Annotated in this window: 12 protein-coding genes; 8 read left to right on the top strand and 4 right to left on the bottom strand. The window is 69.0% G+C overall.

All coding sequences use genetic code 11. The features are described from left to right. Positions 1-3: 3 nt before the first annotated feature. Together ACTHNC_RS11055 and ACTHNC_RS11050 are read right to left on the bottom strand one after the other, a co-directional pair. On the bottom strand, positions 4-228 hold the full coding sequence (locus ACTHNC_RS11055) for a DUF3107 domain-containing protein (protein WP_440294645.1): 225 nt from the start codon (positions 226-228) through the stop codon (positions 4-6). Between the two features lie 132 nt (positions 229-360). After that, entirely contained in the window at positions 361-684 is a 324-nt protein-coding gene (locus tag ACTHNC_RS11050) for a PIN domain-containing protein (protein ID WP_440294715.1), read from the bottom strand. A 114-nt stretch (positions 685-798) separates the two neighbouring features. Here ACTHNC_RS11050 and ACTHNC_RS11045 point away from each other — a divergent pair, with 114 nt between their 5' ends. Genes ACTHNC_RS11045 through ACTHNC_RS11035 form a run of 3 tightly spaced genes read left to right on the top strand, consistent with a single transcriptional unit; the run spans position 799 to position 8,186 of the window. Then, positions 799-3,906: an ATP-dependent helicase gene (locus ACTHNC_RS11045; RefSeq protein ID WP_440294714.1), complete on the top strand. Its 3,108-nt coding sequence runs from the start codon at positions 799-801 to the stop codon at positions 3,904-3,906. 10 nt (positions 3,907-3,916) lie between these two features. Beyond that, entirely contained in the window at positions 3,917-7,246 is a 3,330-nt protein-coding gene (locus ACTHNC_RS11040) for an ATP-dependent helicase (protein WP_440294644.1), read from the top strand. Positions 7,247-7,271: 25 nt separating this feature from the next. Then, on the top strand, positions 7,272-8,186 hold the full coding sequence (locus tag ACTHNC_RS11035; RefSeq protein ID WP_440294643.1) for a phosphotransferase enzyme family protein: 915 nt from the start codon (positions 7,272-7,274) through the stop codon (positions 8,184-8,186). Positions 8,187-8,270: 84 nt separating this feature from the next. Here the strand turns inward: ACTHNC_RS11035 and ACTHNC_RS11030 are convergent, their stop codons facing one another. Then, positions 8,271-9,353, bottom strand: coding sequence for a phosphotransferase (locus ACTHNC_RS11030; RefSeq protein ID WP_440294642.1), 1,083 nt, complete (start codon positions 9,351-9,353; stop codon positions 8,271-8,273). Between the two features lie 128 nt (positions 9,354-9,481). Here ACTHNC_RS11030 and nudC point away from each other — a divergent pair, with 128 nt between their 5' ends. The 3 genes from nudC to ACTHNC_RS11015 all read left to right on the top strand — a co-directional run bounded on the left by nudC (position 9,482) and on the right by ACTHNC_RS11015 (position 13,790). Continuing rightward, entirely contained in the window at positions 9,482-10,435 is a 954-nt protein-coding gene (gene nudC, locus ACTHNC_RS11025) for an NAD(+) diphosphatase (RefSeq protein ID WP_440294641.1), read from the top strand. Further along, positions 10,432-12,168, top strand: coding sequence for an ATP-dependent helicase (locus ACTHNC_RS11020; RefSeq protein ID WP_440294640.1), 1,737 nt, complete (start codon positions 10,432-10,434; stop codon positions 12,166-12,168). The genes nudC and ACTHNC_RS11020 overlap by 4 nt, the downstream gene beginning before the upstream one ends. An 875-nt stretch (positions 12,169-13,043) precedes the next feature. Then, a complete protein-coding gene (locus ACTHNC_RS11015; protein ID WP_440294639.1) occupies positions 13,044-13,790 on the top strand; it encodes an AAA family ATPase in 747 nt (248 codons plus the stop codon). A gap of 16 nt (positions 13,791-13,806) precedes the next feature. On the opposite strand, the gene ACTHNC_RS11010 is transcribed toward ACTHNC_RS11015, so the two are convergent. Beyond that, a complete protein-coding gene (locus ACTHNC_RS11010; RefSeq protein ID WP_440294638.1) occupies positions 13,807-15,225 on the bottom strand; it encodes a zinc-dependent metalloprotease in 1,419 nt (472 codons plus the stop codon). A gap of 250 nt (positions 15,226-15,475) precedes the next feature. On the opposite strand from ACTHNC_RS11010, the gene ACTHNC_RS11005 reads away from it, so the two are divergent. Continuing rightward, a complete protein-coding gene (locus tag ACTHNC_RS11005; protein ID WP_440294713.1) occupies positions 15,476-16,537 on the top strand; it encodes a YlbL family protein in 1,062 nt (353 codons plus the stop codon). Between the two features lie 199 nt (positions 16,538-16,736). Further along, a complete protein-coding gene (locus ACTHNC_RS11000; RefSeq protein ID WP_440294637.1) occupies positions 16,737-19,691 on the top strand; it encodes a UPF0182 family membrane protein in 2,955 nt (984 codons plus the stop codon). Positions 19,692-19,700 lie beyond the last annotated feature (9 nt).

Raw genomic sequence — 19,700 nt, 5'->3', positions numbered from 1 at the left:
AGACTACGCGACGAAGCCGACCCGGCGGGACTCCTCGCTGCCGATCTGCACGTAGGCGATTCCGGCGGTCGGCACGATGAAGAGGCTGCCGTGCTCGTCCCGCAGCTCGAGCGTGCTCGCGTCGCTGCCGAGCGCCGCGCTCACCGCCGCCTCGACCTCTGCCGCCGACTGGGTCGACTCGAAGCTCAGCTCACGGGGTGCGTTGACGATGCCGATGCGAATTTCCACCTCAGATGCCTTTCGACTTGTGTTCGCGGTGTCAGTCACACTACGGCAGCCGCACGACGCGTTCCGCGCAGTTCACTGTCGGCAGAACGGTGTTGGGTGATCGTCTCGGGGTCGAGACCATTGCGCTGCTCGTCAGCGCGTCCAGTCGACTACCTCCAGGCCAGGGACGCGCTCGAACTCGCGGGTATTGCTCGTCACGACCGTCAATCCGGCGGAGCGTGCGTGCCCGGCGATCAGTACGTCGTAGCCGCCGATGGGGGTTTCGGCGGCGAGCCGCGCGCGGATCTCGCCAGCGTGCTGTGCGGCGGATGCGTCGAACGGCAGCACTCTGGCGAGCGCGAGAAAATGCCCGACGGCGCGCCTGTTCGCGTTCGCATCCGCCGATTTCTCGGCACCGTATGCGAGTTCCGAGACGGTGATCGTCGAGATCGCGAGTCGGTCGGACTCCGCTCTCAGGTGGTCTCGAAGGGGCCCGGGACCGCATCACTCAATCGGCCCTGCCATGGATGCGAGCATCCACGGCAGGGCTTCAATCCGATGTCGGGGGCGTCTCCTAACGTGAAAAGCGTGATGCACCAGAGCCCGATCGTTGCGAGCGCTGCCGACCTCGACTCCTCGCAGCGTGCGGTGCTCGGAATGGATGTTCGGGCATCCGCCGTCGTCATCGGAGCGCCCGGCACCGGCAAGACGACGACGCTCGTCGAACTGCTCGCCGATCGGGTGCATCGCTGCGGTTTCGCCCCCGAGTCGGTGCTCGCTCTCACGTTCGATCGTGCGAGTGCGACGCGGCTGCGCGACCGGCTCGGGCTGCGGATCGGTGAGGCGGTGAACGGTCCTCTCGCACGGACCGTGTCGTCACTCGCGTTCGACATCGTGGCGCAGGCAGCAATCCGCGCAGGGTCGGAGCCGCCGACGCTGCTCACCGGGGCGGAGCAGGACGCCGACGTGGCCGCCTTGCTGGCCGGTCACATCGAGGACTCGACCGGTGCCGGAGCGGCGGCCGGACCCGAGTGGCCGGAACACCTGGGCGAGGCGGTGCGGGGGCTGCGCTCGTTCCGCACCGAGTTGCGCGAGCTGATGGCACGAGCGACGGAGCACGGCGTGACGCCGGAGCGGATGCGCGAGCTCGGCCGGGAGCGCGGCCACCCGGAGTGGATCGCGACTGCCGACTTCATCGACGACTATCTGGCTTCCATCGCGCAGGCACGACCTGACCAACTCGACTCGGCCGAACTGGCGCGTTTCGCGATCGCGGCGCTGGAACGCGGGGAGGTCAGTGACGCCGTAGCGCGACTGCGGCTCGTGGCGGTCGATGACCTGCAGGAGGCGACGGAGCTGGGGGTGGCGCTGATCGACGCGCTCCGTTCGCGGGGCGTGACGGTGGTGGCGTTCGGCGATCCGGACGCCTCCACGAGCGTCTTCCGCGGCGGTTCGGCCGACGTGGTGGGCCGGTTCGCCGCAGGGATGCCCACTCACCTTCTGCGCGTAGCACACCGGCAGCCGCCCGTGCTGCGCGACCTCACACGCAGGGTCACCGAGCGAGTGGGCACGGCGGGAGTGGTGGGGCATCGCGGCGCGCTGCCTGCCAGAGCTGCCGACGACTCGCTGGACCCGTTGCTCACGATCGAGGCGCCGACGCCGGCACGAGAGTGGGCGGCCGTGGCGCGCGTGCTCCGCGAGCGGCACCTCATGAACGACGTGCCCTGGTCGAGGCTGGCCGTTGTGGTGCGCTCCGGCGCGCTGATCGACGGCGTGGCGAGAGCCCTCGCCGTGGCCGAAGTGCCGGTGCGCACGACGAGTGCGGCGACGGCCCTTCGCGACGATCCTGCGGCCAGGGCACTGCTCGACATCGTCGATCACGGGATCGGCCGGTCGCCTCTCGATGTCGAGAGCGTGACCGCCATGCTGCTCGGCCCGTTCGGGCGTCTCGACCGGCTGGCGGTGCGGCGTTTGCGGGTAGCTCTCCGCACCGAGGAGGTGGCGTCCGGCGGCTCGCGCGCCGCCGACGAACTCCTCGTCGAGGCGATGGAAGCGCCTGGACGCCTCGCCACCATCGACCATCGCATCGCCCGCGACGCGGACAGGCTCGCGCGCATCCTGGATGCCGTTCGCGAGGCATCCGTTGCCGGCGCGGGAATCGAGGAGCTGTTGTGGACGGTGTGGGAACGCACCGGACGCGGCGCGCAGTGGCGGCAGGCGGCCTCGGGAACGGGAGTGGCGGCATCCGAGGCGAATCGCAACCTCGACGGCGTGGTCGCACTGTTCACCGCCGCGAAGCGGTTCAGTGAGCGGGAGCCGGACTCGCCGCCTTCCGTGTTCCTCTCGCGCGTGCTGGACGCGGACGTGCCGGAGGACACGCTCTCGCCGACCCGCGTCGCCGAGTCGGTGCTCGTGTCGACGCCGTCTGGCGTGATCGGGCAGGAGTTCGACGTGGTCGTCGTCGCCGGCCTCCAGGAGGGCGTCTGGCCCGACCTGCGCGTGCGTGGCACGCTGCTCAACACGGACGCACTGCTCAGGGCGGCCGCGGGGGAGCAGGACGCCGTGCTCGACGCCCGGAAGCAGGTCGCCGCCGACGAGTTGCGGATGTTCGCCGTCGCCGTCTCGCGGGCCAGCAGGCAGGTCGTGCTCGCGGCGGCGTCCGACGATGACGAATCGCCGAGCGTGCTGTTCGGCCTCGCGCCAAGAGGAACCTCTGTGGTGGATGTTTCGGCGCCGGCTCTCACCCTGCGCGGGCTGACCGGGCGGCTGCGCAGAGAGCTCACGCGCGACGAGGCGATGAGCGCAGCACGGAGCGAAGCGGCATCCGCGCTGGCTGCGCTCGCTTCTGCCGGTGTTCCCGGCGCCGACCCTTCGCAGTGGCAAGGGGTTCTCGAGCCGTCGAGCACCACGCCGCTGTTCGACGACGACGAAGTCGTGCCGATCTCGCCGTCCCGCATCGAGGCCATCGAGGAATCGCCGCTCGACTGGTTCCTCGATGACATCGCCGGATCGTCGACGAGTACGTCGATGGGCATCGGAACGATCGTCCACTGGGCGATGGAGACGGCGGACGACCCGGCGGTCGACGCATTGTTCGCCGCCGTTCAGTCGCGCTGGAACGAACTCGTGTTCGAAGCCCCGTGGATCGCGGCGCGAGAGAAGCGCGCGGTCCGGCGGCTCGTGCAGGGCGTCGCCGAGTATCTCGCGGATGCCGAGCGCTCTGGCGCGCGACTCGTGGCGGCCGAGACCGGATTCCGTCTCGATGTCGGTCGCGCCCAGGTACACGGCAAGATCGACCGGGTCGAGGCCGACCCGTCCGGAGGGATCACCATCGTCGACCTGAAGACCGGCAAGCCGGAGACCAACGCGACGAAGCTGGCCGAGATGCCGCAGCTCGGCGTCTACCAGCTCGCCTACGCGTCCGGCCAGCTCGACGAGCTGTGCGAGCCGTTCGCACCGCACCGCGGCGCCGGCGCGAAGCTGCTCTTCGTGCGCGACGGCGTGCGGGGCAAGTCATATCGGGAGGGTGCGCAGGCGGCGCTCGACGAGGAGGGCCTCGAGGCGTTCCGGGAGCGCATCCGCCAGGCGGCGCAGGCGATCGCGGTGGCCGAGTTCGAAGGCAAAGCCGAACTCGACGAGCATCGGCCAGGATTCGCGGTGCGCCGCCTGCACCGAGTGGGGGCCCTCTGTGGCGAGTGAACACAGCGTGATGAGTGAGCTCGTGCGGGCGGATGCGATCGCCGACGCCCTGGGCACTCACCGGCCCACGGACCAGCAGCGGGCGGTGATCGAGTCCCCGCTCGCTCCCGCACTGGTCGTGGCCGGTGCGGGCAGCGGCAAGACCGAGACCATGGCGTTCCGGGTGCTCTGGCTGCTCGCCAACCGTCTCGTGGAGCCCGGCCGCGTGCTCGGCCTGACCTTCACGCGCAAGGCGGCGGGGGAGCTGCGCGAACGCATCCGCGACCGCATCGGCCGGCTCGCCGCTGCCGGGCTCATCGAGGAACCCGACGAGTTCGACCCGCCCGTCGTCTCGACCTACAACTCGTTCGCGAACACCATCTACCGTGACAACGCCCTGCTGCTGGGCCGCGAGGGCGACGGAGCCGTGCTGGGCGAGGCATCCGCCTGGCAGCTCGCGCGAAGCGTCGTGATCTCCAGTGGCGACGCACGGCTGCACGAACTCGACCAGTCCGTCGACCAGGTCACCCGGGCCGTGCTGCAGGTGGCACACGCGGTGGGGGAGAACACGGTCGACCCGGACGCCGTCGCAGCGATGGCACGCGAGTTCGCCCGTCTCGAGGAACTGCCGAACGGTGGATCGGGTGGATACGAGAAGGAGGTCGTCGAACCCGCGCGCGCGGTAGGACACCTGCCGCTCCTGCTCGATTTGGCGCGGGCATTCGACGCGGAGAAGCTGCGTCGTGGACTCGTCGAGTACTCGGATCAGGTGGCGTTCGCGCTGCAGATCGTCGAGCGGTCGGACGAGGTTGCACAGGGCATCCGCGAACGACATGGTGTGGTGCTTCTCGACGAGTACCAGGACACGTCCGTGGTACAGACTCGGCTGCTGTCCACGCTGTTCGCAGGCCGTCCCGTCATGGCCGTCGGCGATCCGCACCAGTCGATCTACGGCTGGCGCGGTGCGAGCGCATCGAACCTCGACCAGTTCGCGGAAGCCTTCGGCGCGCGGGATACGAGGCAGGGCGGCCCGGTGGGCGGCGACGGCGGACGTTACGACTGGTCGCCGACCGACCGTGTTCGGCGCTACGGGCTCAGCACGAGCTGGCGCAACGGCACCCGGATCCTCGACGCCGCAAACCGGCTGGTCGAACCGCTCACAGCGCGCTCGAGCGTTGCGGTCGACGTGCTGACACCGTCACCCGCGGCGAGCACCAAAGCGATCGATTCCGTGTTCGCCGAGACCGTGGCCGACGAGGCGGATGCGGCCGCCCTTTGGCTGAAGGAGCGGCTCGCGGAGCCGGTTCTCGATTCGACCGGCCGCCCGGTCTCCGACGCACAGGGACGTCGCACGGTGCCGAGCGCAGCGATGCTGTTCCGCTCCCGCGGCACGCAGGCGGCGTTCACGGCCGCCCTGCGCGAGCACGGCGTGAAGTACCACGTACTTGGCGTGGGCGGTCTGCTCGCCGAACCGGAGATCGCCGACCTCGTCAGCGCACTGCGCGTGGTGGACGATCCCACCGCCGGATCCGAGCTGGTACGCCTGCTCGCCGGCGGTCGGTGGCGTATCAGCGTGCGCGACCTCCGCGGACTGCGCGACGCTGCGCGCTGGCTCGCCGAGCACGACTACAAGCAACAGTGGCTGGATGCTGACGTGCGGGCCGCGATGCGAGCCAGCGTGATCGACAGCGAGCAGGCATCCATCGTCGACGCGCTCGACGCGCTCGTTCACGCACCCGACGGGCACAGCATGCTGCGGGGCATCTCCGAGGTGGGACTCGCGAGGATGCGCGACGCCGGCCGGCTGTTCGCCCGGCTCCGCGCGCGCAGCGGTCTCGACCTGCTCGACTTCGTCACCCTCGTCGAGCACGAGCTCGGCCTCGACATCGAACTGGCGGCCAACGAGTTCCGCACCGGTGGACGTGGCGCGATGGATGCCTTCTTCGACGCTCTCGCCGACTATCTGGCGGTCAGCGAGACGGCGGGGCTGCCCGGATTCCTCGGCTGGCTGCGCGAGGCCGAGCAACGCGACTCGCTCGCACCGAGGTCGGAGAAGCCCGAGCCTGGTTGTGTGCAGATCCTCACCGTGCACGGGTCGAAGGGGCTGGAGTGGGACCACGTCGTCGTACCGCGAATGGTCGAGGACGAGCTGCCGTCGAAGCCGAACGAGGGCACCAACGCGTGGCTCGGATTCGGGCGGCTGCCGTGGGAGTTCCGCGGTGATGCCGACGAGCTGCCGTCTTTCGCCTGGCGTAAGGCGACCACCCGCAAGGAGGTGAAGGATGCCCGGCAGCGATTCAAGGAGGAGGTTGGAGAGCACTACGAACGCGAGGAGCGGCGGCTCGCCTATGTGGCCGTGACGCGCGCCAGGCACTCCCTTCTGCTGACCGGCTCGTTCTGGTCGACCCAGAAGCAGCCGAGGCGCCCGAGCCGGTACCTGACCGAGCTGGCCGACGCCGGTATCGTCGCCGCGCTGCCGGAGGCGTCGACGTACGACGAGAACCCGCTAGGCGAGGGCGCCGAGCCGATCAGGTGGCCGGTCGATCCGCTGGGCGGTCGTAGGGTCGCGGTCGAACGTGCCGCCGAACTGGTGCGAAGTGCGGATCCGAGGCGCCAGGGACGGTGGACCCACGACGTGGAGCTGCTGCTGAGAGAGCGCGAACGGATGCTGCGGGCATCCGGTGACGTGGTTGTGCCGACGCGCGTGCCGGCATCCCGCTTCAAGGACTACATCGACGCGCCCGCCGAGGTGGCGGAGGAGCTTCGCCGACCGATGCCGGACCGGCCGTACCGTGCCACCCGACTGGGCACCCTGTTTCACGCCTGGGTGGAACGCCGTGCGGGCGTCACCGGCGGTACCGAGGTGATCGATGCGTTCGCCACCGAGCTCGACGACGCAACGGTCACGCCGAGTGGAGACGAGGACGGCGAGCTCTCCGCCGACCGAGCGGAACGGGAACGGCTGGCCGCGCTGCAGCGCACGTTCGAGTCATCGCCATGGGCGGACCGGCAGCCCGTGGAGGTCGAGCGCGAGATCCACTTGCCGTTCGACGGCCACCTCGTGATCTGCAAGATCGACGCCGTCTACGAGAACGATGGCCGCTACGAGATCGTCGACTGGAAGACCGGCAAACCGCCGAAGGATGACGCCGACCTCGCGAGCAAACAGCTCCAGCTGGCGCTGTACCGGCTCGCCTTCTCGCGGTGGCGCGGCATCGATCCGGGTCTCGTGGATGCCGCGTTCTACTACGTCGCCGACGACCGGATCATTCGCCCGGCGGAACTGGTCGACGAGCACGAGCTGCTCCGGCTCTGGCGAGCCAGCACCGGAGCGACGGGCAGCGGCTTCGCAGCCGCGTGACGGTGGGCCGCCGTACCGTGAGGGCATGAACGAGCTTGACACTGAGCGCTTGGCCTGGGTCCTCTCGACGCTCGGAGCAGACACGCTCATGAGCGTGGTTGGGCTGCGAGATGGCGGCGCACCGTGGCTCATCGAAGCACGAGGGGCATCCGAGGACCGAGCGATTCGTGCAGTGCTGCGCATCGCAGATTCGAGACTCGGCATGGGTTGTCCACCCACGTCCCGCGAGAGGGCAGGCATGACGGTCGCGGCTCGAGGCGGCATCCCGGTGCCCCAGGTGCTCGGCGAGCAGGTGGACGCCGACGAGGCCGCACTGCTGATCGATTACCTGCCAGGGAGCAGCGCGCAGCCGGTGACCCCGAACCCGACGCGACTGCGCACGCTCGGCGCGATCGCTGCTGCGATCTTCTGCCTCACGCCGGACTCGGTTCCGGAAGCCCTTCTACCCGCGGTGGAGCATCCGATCCCCTCGGTCGATTTCGGCGCGCTTCGCGCGGAGGCCGAACCGCAACAATTGTTCATCGAGGCGGAGCGGCGACTCGCCGAGGTATCGGTGGATGATCCGATCGGCTTCGTGCACGGCGACCTCTGGTCGGGCAACACACTCTGGAGCGGCGAGGAGCTCGAGGCAGTACTCGATTGGGACTGCTGCGGGCATGGCGCAGCGGGAGTCGATCTGGGGTCGCTTCGCTGTGATGCGGCGATGTGCTACGGCCTTCCCGCTGCAGACCACGTACTCGACGGATGGGAATCCGCGGCCGCACGGCCCGCAGACTCCGTGGCGTACTGGGATGTCGTTGCCGCCCTGAGCACACCACCCGACATCTCGTGGTTCGGACCGGCCATCACCGGCATGACGCAGCGTGCCGACCTGACGACATCCATACTGCGCGAGCGGCGAGACGCTTTTCTCGCCGACGGACTGCAGCGCCTCAACTGAAGGTGCGTGTCATGGTGCAGCGGTGGACGGTGAGGCGGAACCGGACGAGGAACGCGATAGCGAAGATCGCCGACGGTTCGAGGCTCAGTCGTCGTCGCGTTCGAACTCGTCCTCCGACGGCGGACGGTCCTCGGCGACCGGCAGGAGACCCCGCGATGCGTCTCCTTCGTCGCGGTCGAGAGGCGTCGCATCCAGCAGCGCCTCCACCTCGGTCACGGCCATGATGGGTCCGGTGTGCGGCGCTAGCGGGTCGACGTCGTCGTCATGCACACGTTCGACGAGGCTGTCGAGCATGGCCACTGCGTCGTCCACGATCAACTGATCGTGCAGCTCGCGTCCGTGCATCAGCCAGCGCGCCAGTTCGAGCTCGGCGTAGAGCGTCGCACGGAAGAGCAGGTTGCGGTCGGATGCCGCCCCCCGCGCCAGCGAGTACGCCTCGATGGCGCTCTCCGCGGCATCCGCATTCATGCCGAGCACCCAGTGCAGGTCGCGCGCCGGGTCGCCGACGCGGAGCGCGGACCAGCCGATCAGGCCGACGACGGACTCCTCGCGCACGATGAACGAGTCGATCGTGAGCGCACCGTTGATCACCGTCGGCTGGAATCGCCACAGCTCCTCGTCGTCGACGGCCTCTTTCCACCGCTTCGACAGCGCTGCGGGAACCAATCCGGTGGCACTCGCCGACGAGATGAGGGTCTTCGTCGCGGCGAGGCATTCCGTCGCGCTCAGTGCAGGCAGGCCGGCCTCGCTCACGAACGACGTCGGCAGGGTGTGGATGGCGGCGATCGCCCGGCCGATCGAGGCGGCGAGGCCGTCTCCCGGCTGCACGTTCTCGAGCGCCACCTTGTCGCCTGGCAGGAACGTGTAGACGACCGCGCGGGTACCGCCGATCGGGGTCTGGCCGACATACTCCGGCACGTCGAACGGCAGGCGCGCCCGCACCCCTGGTGTCAGCGAGTGCAGTGCGACGAGGTCGGCGCTCTGCTCCGTCTCGGCGTCCTGCGAGGCCGGCACCCGGATGATCAGCTCGGTTCCGTCGCGGCTGGTGAGCAGCGCTGACTCGAAATCGCCGTGCAGATCGTAGCTGTAGCTGCGGGTGCCGGCGATGTTCAGGTCGGGCACGGCCGACGTGGCCAGCGCGGCTAGAGTGAGGTGGGATCTGGCCATACCGTCAAGGTTAGGCTCCCGCCTGCGCACGGAGGCAGTGCGCCACGCGTTGCGGGCCAGGCCCGGCCGCCAGGCACCGCTGCACAGGCCATGCAGCCCAGACCAAGCCGCTCGTAGGAGACCCGCCCATGCCCCGCCCGCTCGGTCCGCTGCCGCTGGCACGATCCGCTGTCGACCGCGACGGCGTCAGCCGCACCCGCGACTCGCTGTTCGACGAACTCCTCGCCGACGAGTCCACGAGGATGCTTCCGCTCTGGAACGGCCGAGTGCTGACGACGGATGACGCCGGCTGCCCCCGTCTCAGGCTGTTCCGGGTCGACGAGGTGACGTCGGCGCTCACGCGGGTCTACCTCGGCCGCACCCTGGAAGACGGTCCTGACGAGCCGGCCGGCACTCCGGTCATCCTCTCCGTGCTGACGGATGCCGCCGCCGGCGAGCTGCAGCCCGACGAGAGCGCGTGGCGCGGTCTTCGCGACCTCGCGACAAGCCTCAGCGACCGGGACGCGGGGCTCGTGACGGAGTCCGTTGCAGTGGCGAACTGGCACGCATCCCACACCCACTGCCCGCGCTGCGGAACCCCTACCGTCGTGGAGCACGGCGGGTGGATGCGCCGCTGCTTCGTGGACAACAACGAGATCTTCCCGCGCACCGACCCTGCCGTCATCATGCGGGTTCTCGACGAAGACGACCGCATTCTGCTCGGTTCGAACGCGTTGTGGGAGAACAACCGCTGGTCGCTGCTAGCGGGGTTCGTCGAGGCGGGGGAGTCGTTCGAAGACGCCGTCGTTCGCGAGGTCGAGGAGGAGTCGGGTGTGCTCGTCACCGACCCGCAGTACCTCGGATCGCAGCCGTGGCCGTTCCCGGCATCCGTGATGATCGGCATGGAGGCCCGTGCGGTGGCCGGACACACCGAGCTGCGACCGGACGGCGAAGAGATCCTGGCGCTGCGCTGGTTCAGCCGCGACGATATCTGGCGGCAGCGGGACGACATCCTTCTGCCCGGTGGTTCGTCGATCGCCCACGCGATCGTGCGTGACTGGTACGGAGGACCGCTGGACCAGCCGCCCGCGGAGGCTGCGTGACCGGTTTCACCCAGCCTGACCCGTCGCGTCACGAACCGGACTCACCGCAGGCGCTCCTCGACGGACTCGACGACGCACAGCGCGTCGCGGCCGAGGCGTTGCTCGGCCCGGTGTGCGTGCTCGCCGGCGCCGGCACCGGGAAGACGCGGGCGATCACGCACCGCATCGCGTATGGCGTCGCGACCGGCGTGTACGCGCCGAACCGTGTGATGGCGCTCACCTTCACGAGCAGGGCGGCATCCGAGTTGCGCACCAGGCTCCGTGCGCTCGGCGCGTCCGGTGTCGCCGCCCGCACGTTCCACGCGTCGGCGCTGAGCCAGCTGAACTACTTCTGGCCGATCATGGTCGGCGGCGGGTTGCCGCGCGTGCTCGACGGCAAGGCGAGACTGCTCGGGCAGGCTGCCGAGCGGATCCGGCTGCGCGTCGACACCGCTACATTGCGTGATGTCGCTGCCGAGATCGAGTGGCGCAAGGTCAGCGAACTGAGCATTGACGACTACGCGCGAGCGAACCGGCCTGCTCCTGGGTCCCTCAGCGCGGAACAGGCCGTCGACCTGCAGCGCGCGTACGAAGCGCTGAAGGATGAGCGCAGGCAGCTCGACTTCGAAGACGTGCTGCTTGCGTGCGCCGGCATGATCGAGACCGAGCCGTCCGTGGCGATGCACGTGCGCGAGCAGTACCGCTTCTTCGTGGTGGACGAGTACCAGGATGTCTCGCCGCTCCAGCAGCGTCTGCTCGACCTGTGGCTCGGCGACCGCTCCGATCTCTGCGTGGTCGGCGATGCGAGCCAGACCATCTACTCGTTCGCCGGGGCATCCAGCTCATTCCTGCTCGACTTCTCCCGCCGGTACGCGGATGCCACCGTGGTGCGGCTCGAGCAGAACTACCGGTCGAGCTCCGCGATCGTGGAGACCGCGAACCGACTCATGCGGGGCCGGCCCGGGGCGCTGACGTTGCACGCGATGGGCGGGGAAGAATCGCCAACGCCGACGATCGCCGGGTACGCGACCGATGCCGAGGAAGCCGCGGCGGTCGCTGCCGAGCTGAGCGCGAGCATCCGTGACGGCGCGAAGCCGCAGAACCTGGCGGTGCTGTACCGCGTGAACGCGCAAGCGGCCCCGCTCGAGGCGGCACTGAACGACGCGGGTGTGGCGTACCAGATGCGCGGCTCCGCGCGGTTCTTCGACCTCCCCGAAGTGCGGCAGGCCGTGATGACGCTGCGGGCCGCGTCGTTGACGGTCTCGGACGACCCGCTCTTCCAATCGGTGAGCGACGTGCTGCGCTCCCTGGGCTGGACGCTCGAAGCGCCGCCGGCCGCCGGCAGCGTGCGCGACCGCTGGGAATCGCTCAACGCGCTGATGGGCCTCGTCGACGACGCGCCGCCCGGCACCACATTCCGGCAGTTCACCGACGACCTGCTCGCCAGGCAGGCCGCGCAGCACGAGCCGGCCATCGCCGCCGTGACCCTGTGCACGCTGCACGCCGCGAAGGGACTGGAGTGGGACGCCGTGCATCTCGTCGGCCTCGGCGACGGTCTGGTGCCCATCGGCTACGCCCGCACCCAGGAGGCGATCGACGAGGAGCGTCGCCTGCTCTACGTGGGCATCACGCGCGCGAGACGCCGACTGACGCTGAGCTGGGCCGCGAACGCTGCCGGGCCACGAGAGCCGTCACGTTTTCTGGCAGAGCTCGGCAGCCGCACAGCGGGTGCGCCGAGTGGGTCCGCTCACTGACGCTGCCGTCACCGCGCACGTGGATGCTCGTGCCCGCGTGAGAGCGGTCGCCCGCGCGCACCCGGGCATCCACCCACCGTGCAGCGAGGGAGGCCACCTGCGCTGACAGAAGTGTCGGCTCGGGAGCCGGCGCGTGAGCGTCGAGCTGCACAGCGATCGCGGGCCAAGCAGGGTCGAGATCGCGACGCTCCAGGGAGAGGCAACGCAGACATGGACCCTGGTCAGCGTCATCATCCGCGAGCGGGGGAGATGCGTACAGCGAGTCGACGAAGGGACCCACCTGCGCGCCGTCGTCGCCGAACACGACAGGCAGGTGCGGGACGTCCCGCCGCAGCCATGGGCCGTGCCGCCATGGCGGGATCACGTACGACCCGACGATGATCGCGGCGGCCACTCCGTCCGGCACTTCACCGGATCGATCCGCGGGCGTGACCCGGTGCCCGGCCTCCCGCAGCAGCCGCAGCAGCCGCTCGGCGGTCGGCCCCGCGCCGTCGAGGGCGATGGTCGGCGACGGCGGCGGCTCCGGCGTCTCGAGCGCACCGGCGACGGAGGCGAGCAGCGCGTCCACCTGCGCGGCGGCATCTGCCCGAGGGCCGCTGGAGGCCTCCACCTCGAGCGCCGAACGCGGGGCGCCGGTGCGCAGTGCCGCGAGCATCCGCTCCGTCTCCGGCGCGACGTTCGCGAAGATGCACACGACGCGATCCACGCCGAGCTGCAGCGTGTGCGGGTCGCGCCACACGAGCGGCACCGCGGGATCGAGCCGAAGGATCATGTGCGCCATCATGCCCGCGGGCGAGGCCGAGCAGCGGGCATTCTCCACAGGCTGCGCGGAGGCATGCCATGGGCCCGTCGCAGGTGGATGCCAGACTGTCACTGTGCGCGCGTTCGACCGGTATTCGCAGTCTCCGGTGGTCGCTGTCACGCGTAGGTCGGACGCCGCAGACCGCGTCGGGCTCTGGCCGCGAACCGTTCCGGCGGTCGCTCAATTGCTCGACGAAGGTCTGCGGCCGGCGCCGGGCGTCACGTTCCTGGTCGGCGAGAACGGCTCGGGCAAGTCGACGATCGTCGAGGGCATCGCTCTCGCCTTCGGCTTCTCTCCCGAGGGCGGTTCGGTCTACGCACAGCACAGCACGCGCGCGACGGAATCACCGCTGTCGGACTGGTTGCAGCTTCAACGCGGCGTAGGGGCCGAACGGTGGGGATTCTTCCTGCGTGCCGAAACGATGCACTCGTTCTACACCTACCTCGAACGGCATCCGTCGAGCTCCCGATACGGCCCGGAGCCGGTGTTCCATGAGATGAGCCACGGCGAGTCGTTCCTCGCCATACTCGAGACCCGGTTCGATTCGCCGGGGTTCTATTGCCTGGACGAGCCGGAGGCCGCGTTGTCGTTCGGTTCGACGCTTGCACTCGTCGCGACGTTGCAGCGCATCGTCGACCAACGCGGTCAGGTCATCTGCGCCACGCACTCGCCTGTGCTTGCGGCCCTTCCCGGGGCGCGGATCCTGGAACTAGGCCCGTGGGGGATGCGGGAGACCGCCTGGGACGATCTGGAACTCGTACGACACTGGCGTTCGTACCTCGACGATCCCGGGCGCTATCTGCGGCATCTACTCGGCTGAAGCAGACCGAGCCGCGTCACACCGGCTTCGGGCCGCCGTCCCCGTCGTCGTGGCCGGACTCGCGATCGTCTCGCGGTGCGTCTCCTTCGCCGCCGGCCGGTGCTTCTCCCAGGTCGACGCCGTTCAGCAGCGCCGCGATCGCCTCGTCAAGCTCGTCGTACTCCGGCTCGGCACCCGATGCGGATGCCGTCAGCCGGGCGACGAGAGTGCTCGGGTCGTCGATGTCGTCCGAGGTCGGCAGCAGGTCGGGGTGCGACCACAGGCGGTCCCGCTCGTCGTCGCCCGCAGCCTCCGTCACCTGCGCCCACATTGCGGCAGCCTCGCGGAGCCGACGCGGACGCAACTCGAGGCCGACCAGCGTCGCGAACGCGGACTCGGCCGGACCGCCCGCGGCGCGCCGGCGCCGCACCGTCTCAGCGACGGCGTCCGACTTCGGAAGGCGCGACGTCGCACGCGCAGTGACCACGTCGACCCAGCCCTCGATGAGGGCGAGCAATGTCTCGAGCCGGGCGAGCGCGGCCTCCTGCGCCTCCGTGCGCGGCGGGATCAGCGCGCCGCTCACCATCGCCTCACGCAACTCCTCCGGATTCGAAGGGTCGAAGCCTTCGGCGAGCTCCTGCATGCGGTCGGCGTCGATCGTGACGCCACGCGCGAACTCCGTGATCGCCGTGATCAGCCGCAGACGCAGCCACTTGGCGTGCCGGAAGAGCCTCGCGTGCGCCAGCTCGCGCACCGCCAGGTAGATCGCCACCTGGTCGTCCGGAATGTCGAGGCCCTTGCCGAACGCGGCGACGTTCTGCGGCAGAAGCGCCGCCGTTCCGTCACCCAGCAGCGGGATGCCGACGTCACCACCGGACACGACCTCCGCCGACAGCTGCCCGACGACCTGCCCGAGCTGCACGGCGAACAGCGTGCCGCCGACGGCCCGCACGATGTGGCCGGCGTTCTGCAGTATGCCGCGCATCTCTTCCGGCGCCTGCTCCTGCATGACGTTCGTCAGGGCATCCGAGATGCTCGTCGCCACCGGCTCGGCGAGCTGCGTCCAGACCGGCATGGTGTCTTTCACCCACTGCCGACGGCTCATCAGAACGGGCGTGGTCATCAGCTCGGAGATGCTGGTCACCTCGTCGAGCCACAGAGCCGCGACGGTGAACGCCTGGTCGAGCGACGCGCGCTCAGCAGGCGTCGCCTCGACGGCATCCTTCGACGCGATCGTCGTGCCCTGCTCGAGTGCGATGTTCCAGTCGATGCCGTCCGAGGACGAGCGCAGCGCGCCCTGCAGCTGGCTCATCAGTGCCTGGATGCTCGCGGCATCGCCTGGCAGGCCCGCCGCGCCGGCGAGCTGGCTGGGATCGAACGACGCGTTTCCCGACAGGAACTGCCGCAGCATGTCGCGCAGCTCGTCGTCGGGGTCGTTCCGGTCGTCATCGGACATGCGATGCCTCTTCCCGTCGCCGTTTGTTGCGAATCACTGTCTGAAACAACGCTAGACCGCTGCACAGCAGCCGCAGGTGGGAAATCGCCTACGCTGGGCTGGTCCGCCGTCCGCCCGTCGCGAACAGGAGCCTTCCGTGTCGCTCTTCTCCGATGACGCGCAGGCCCAGCACGCGCAAACGGAGAGCACGAGTGACGGAGCGGATGCCGGCGACGCATCCGACGACGCTCGCGTTCCCCGTTCCCGCCGCATCGGCGCAGCACTGGTGGTCGTGGCGTTCGTGCTGCTGCTCGTAATGGCGCTCTCGCCCGCGCCGTACGTGATCGAGGCGCCCGGCCCCGTGTTCAACACGCTCGGCTACGACCATCCGGTCGGACAGACGCCGTCGAACGCGGACGAGAAGAAGCCGCTCATCGTGGTGAACGGGCACAAGACGTATCCGACGAAGGGGTCGCTCGACCTGCTCACCGTCTCCGAGATCGGAGCGCCAGGCCAGCTGCCCAACTGGGGCGAGGTCATCCAGGCGTGGCTCTCACCGTCTCGTGCGGTGATTCCGCTCAGCATCGCGTTCCCGCCCGGACAGAACGTGCAGCAGCAGAACGCCGAGAACGCCCAGCTGATGACGGATTCGCAGAAGGATGCCGTCGCCGCGGCTCTGAACGAGCTCGGCTACCACTTCGCGCAGCGCATCGTCGTGAAGCAGGTGGCGAACGGTCCGGCGAAGGGCATCATCGAGGTCGGCGACGTGATCACCGCCGTCGACGGCGTCACCGTGAGGGGTGTTCAGTCGCTGCGCGACCAACTGGCGAAGAACGGGGCGGGCGCACCCGCGACGATCTCGATCGTGCGAGGCGGCAAGAAGCAGGACGTCACCGTGACGCCGGAGAAGACCGCCGGCTCCGTCGTCATCGGGATCGGGGCGAGCATGGACTACACGTTCCCGTTCGACGTGACGATTCAGCTCAACAATGTCGGCGGACCGAGCGCCGGCCAGATGTTCGCGCTCGGCATCATGGACAAGCTCACGCCCGGCTCGCTGAACGGCGGCGCCCGCGTCGCAGGGACGGGCACGATCGACAACGAGGGCAACATCGGCCCGATCGGCGGCATCAGGCAGAAGATGTTCGGAGCCCGTTCCGCCGGGGCGACCGTGTTCCTCGCTCCCGCGTCCAACTGCGACGAGGTGACCGGGCACATCCCGGCGGGCCTTCACGTCTACGCGGTCAAGACGCTGAAGGACTCGCTCAACGTGCTGGATGCCGTGCGCACCGGCTCGAGCACCGCCGGGCTTCCCACCTGCAAGGCGTCGTAGCGCGCGCCGCTGCCGCCTGCGACCGGTCGGCGTACTCCTACTTCTCGCCCAGCGCGTTCCCAGGCGGCATCCGACCGGTCGGCGGCATGCCCGCCCTAGGATGGGTGTTTCAGGGCGTGCGGGCAGGGACACGGCACGCGCATCCTGACGCCCGACAGCGAACCGCGTGGTTCGCGCGCCCCCACCAAGAGGATCATTCGTGACATCCGCAGCAGTAGGCCGCCCCGGTCGACGTCGCCGAGCAACGATCTGGATCACGCTCGGCATCGTGGCCGTGCTCGTCATCGCGTTCTTCATCTTCACGAGCCTCTACACCGACGTGCTGTGGTTCCAGCAGCTCGGCTACCTCGAGGTGCTCACCACGCAGTGGTTCGCAGGGTGGGCGATGTTCCTCATCGGCTTCTTCGCCATGGCGATCCCGCTCTGGCTGTGCATGTTCCTCGCCTACCGGCTGCGTCCGGTGTACGCGAAGCTCGACTCGGGTGTGGGGCGCTACCAGCAGGTCGTCGAGCCGCTCCGCCGCGTGGCGACGTACGGCATTCCGATCATCTTCGGCATCTTCGCCGGAGCAGCAGCCTCGAGCAGGTGGCAGACGGCCGCGCTCTGGCTGAACGGCGTGCCCGCAGGCAAGACCGACCCGCAGTTCCACCTCGACGTGTCGTTCTACATGTTCGCTCTGCCGTTCTACCGCAGCGTGCTCGCGTACATGTCGGCCGTCACGATCATCGCGCTGCTGGCCACGATCGCCACCTGCTACCTGTACGGCTCGGTGCGGGTGAACGGCCGCGAGGTACGCATCTCCCGCGCGGCCAGGGTGCAGATCGCCGTGATCGCCGCCTTCTACCTGCTGCTGCAGGCCGTGAGCATCTGGCTGGACAGGTACGCCTCGCTCACCGACTCCTCCGTCGACGGCCGGGTCAACGGTGCCGCGTACACCGACGTGACGGCCACCATTCCGGGGCGCGCCATCCTCGCTGGCATCGCCGTTCTGGTGGCGCTGCTGTTCGTGCTCACCGCGTTCATCGGCAGGTGGCGCTACCCGCTGGTCGGCACGGCGCTTCTCATCGTGTCGGCCATCATCGTCGGCGTCATCTACCCCTGGGGTGTGCAGAAGCTCATCGTCGCCCCGAGCGAGAAGACGATCGAGTCGACGTACATCGCCAGATCGATCGAGTCCACGCAGCAGGCGTTCGGCGTCGACAACGTGAAGGTGAGCACATACGACGCGAAGACGGATGCCAAGCAGGGCGCGCTACGCAAGGATGCCGACACCACCGCGAGCATCCGCATCCTCGATCCGTCCGTGGTCTCCGGCGCGTTCGCTCAGCTGCAGCAGTTCCGGCAGTACTACGGGTTCGGCCAGGACCTCGACGTCGACCGCTACACGATCGACGGCAAAGAGCAGGACAGCGTGGTAGCGGTGCGCGAGCTGCACCAGTCCGGCCTCGGCGACTCCGGAAAGTACAACGAGACGTTCGTGTACACGCACGGTTACGGCCTCGTCGCCGCGTACGGCAACAAGCGCCAGGCCGACGGGCAGCCGGACTTCTTCGAGTCGGGCATCCCGACCTCCGGGGCGCTCGGCGAGTACCAGCCGCGGGTGTACTTCGGCGAGGACTCGCCCCGGTACTCGATCGTGGGCGCGCCGAAGGGATCGAAGCCCGTCGAGCTGGACTACCCGGCCGGCTCGGGCAGCCAGCAGGCGACCTACACGACCTACTCCGGCAACGGCGGTCCGAAGCTCGACAACCTCTTCACTCGCCTCGCCTATGCGATCAAGTTCCAGGACGAGCAGATCGTGCTGTCGGATGCTGTGAACAGCGACTCGCAGATCCTCTACAACCGTGACCCGCTCTCGCGAGTGCGTCAGGTGGCGCCTTACCTCACGCTGGACAGCGACCCGTACCCCTCGGTGGTGAACGGCCGCATCGTGTGGATCATCGACGGCTACACCACCAGCGACCAGTACCCGTACTCGCAGGAGGTGTCGTACGGCGACGCCATCTCCGACTCGCAGAACTCGTCGACCACCGGGTTCGGCATGGACAACGTCAACTACATCCGCAACTCAGTGAAGGCGACCGTCGACGCGTACTCCGGCAAGGTGACGCTGTACGCGTGGGATGCCTCCGACCCCGTGCTGAAGACGTGGGAGAAGGTCTTCCCCGGCACGGTGAAGCCGATCAGCGACATGAGCGGCGCGCTGATGAGCCACGTGCGCTACCCGGCAGACCTGTTCAAGGTGCAGCGCGAGATCCTCGCTCAGTACCACGTGACAGACCCTGGCTCGTTCTTCTCGCGCACCGACGCCTGGCAGGTTCCCGACGATCCGTCGAGCTCGGATGCCACGTCGCTGCAACCGCCGTACTACCTGACGATGCAGATGCCCGGCCAGAAGTCGCCGCAGTTCTCGCTCTACACCACCTACATTCCGCAGTCGACGAGCGCATCGAACCGCAGCATCCTCAAGGGATACCTGGCGGTCGACTCCAACGCCGGAAACAAGGCGGGCACGAAGGCATCCGACTACGGAACCCTCCGACTACTGCGTCTGCCATCGCAGGACACGATCCCCGGCCCCGGCCAGGTGCAGAACAACTTCGACTCCGATCCCGGCGTCTCCACCGCTCTGAACCTGCTGAGACAGGGCTCGACGAAGGTGATCAACGGCAATCTGCTGACGTTGCCCGTCGGCGGCGGCCTACTGTACGTGGAACCGGTGTACGTGCAGTCCAGCGGCTCGACGAGCTACCCGCTGCTGCAGAAGGTGCTGGTCTCGTTCGGTGACAAGATCGCGTTCGAGGACACCCTCGACGGCGCCCTCGACGTGCTGTTCGGTGGAGACTCCGGTGCGACGGCCGGCGATACCGGCACCGGATCCACGAGCGACACCGGCTCCGGCGGCAGCAGCACGACGAGTCCGCCCAGCTCCGGCGGCACGTCCGCCCAGAACTCGTCGGAGGAGCAGAAGCTGCAGGCCGCGCTGACCGACGCCAAGCAGGCGCTCACCGACCGTGAGGCCGCGCTCAAGGCGGGCGACTGGACGACGTACGGCGCTCAGGATGCCCGACTGCAGAAGGACCTGGCAGACGCGCTCGCCGCACAGCAGGCGCTCTCCGGATCGAGCTCGGGCTCGTCGTCCGGCTCGAAGTAACGAGACGCT

The organism is Humibacter sp., assembly GCF_051954055.1.
Taxonomy (GTDB): domain Bacteria; phylum Actinomycetota; class Actinomycetes; order Actinomycetales; family Microbacteriaceae; genus Humibacter.
Note: the sequence above shows the minus strand (reverse complement) of the source record. Positions and strands in the feature narration are given on the sequence as shown.

Bases quoted from the DNA above. Each gene is read 5' to 3' on its own strand.
- ACTHNC_RS11045 (WP_440294714.1), top strand. From the start codon at position 799: ATGCACCAGAGCCCGATCGTTGCGAGCGCTGCCGACCTCGACTCCTCG.
- ACTHNC_RS11040 (WP_440294644.1), top strand. From the start codon at position 3,917: ATGAGTGAGCTCGTGCGGGCGGATGCGATCGCCGACGCCCTGGGCACT.
- ACTHNC_RS11035 (WP_440294643.1), top strand. From the start codon at position 7,272: ATGAACGAGCTTGACACTGAGCGCTTGGCCTGGGTCCTCTCGACGCTC.
- ACTHNC_RS11030 (WP_440294642.1), bottom strand. From the start codon at position 9,353: ATGGCCAGATCCCACCTCACTCTAGCCGCGCTGGCCACGTCGGCCGTG.
- nudC (WP_440294641.1), top strand. From the start codon at position 9,482: ATGCCCCGCCCGCTCGGTCCGCTGCCGCTGGCACGATCCGCTGTCGAC.
- ACTHNC_RS11010 (WP_440294638.1), bottom strand. From the start codon at position 15,225: ATGTCCGATGACGACCGGAACGACCCCGACGACGAGCTGCGCGACATG.